Raw genomic sequence first — 474 nt, 5'->3', positions numbered from 1 at the left:
AAAAACACAGGAAAAAAGAAAAATTACTGAATTACAAAATAAACTACAATCAGGAGATATTTTAATCACTGCCGAGATTTCTAGGCTTGGTAGAGGTATGTTAGAGGTTATGAATCTTGTTTTAGAGTTAGCACAAAAAGGTGTGCAATTTGTTTTCATTAGACAACCAGAGCTTACAACCTTTAATAGTCCTTATGAAAAACTCCTACTTGCAATATGGAGTTATAATGCAGATATAGAGCGACATTTTATAAGTCTTCGCACAAAGGAAGGACTAGAAGCTGCAAGAAAATCTGGTAAAAAGCTTGGTCGTCCAAAAGGAAGCAATCAATCAATGTATGATATGGAGTATAAACGAATTGAATATTATATTAAAGAGAAAAAGTTAAGCATAAGAGCTACATGGCTACTTTTAGATGAAAAAGGAACTTATGCTGGATTCCATCATTTTTGCAAGAAAAAAGGATTAGTTGG

General features: G+C 32.7%; 1 protein-coding gene. It reads left to right on the top strand.

Annotated features, from left to right (window positions below; all coding sequences use genetic code 11):
• On the top strand, positions 1-474 hold a 474-nt coding region (locus LS81_RS11120), incomplete at both ends, for a recombinase family protein (protein WP_034348124.1).

Source organism: Helicobacter trogontum (assembly GCF_000765905.2).
Taxonomy (GTDB): domain Bacteria; phylum Campylobacterota; class Campylobacteria; order Campylobacterales; family Helicobacteraceae; genus Helicobacter_A; species Helicobacter_A trogontum.
Note: the sequence above shows the minus strand (reverse complement) of the source record. Positions and strands in the feature narration are given on the sequence as shown.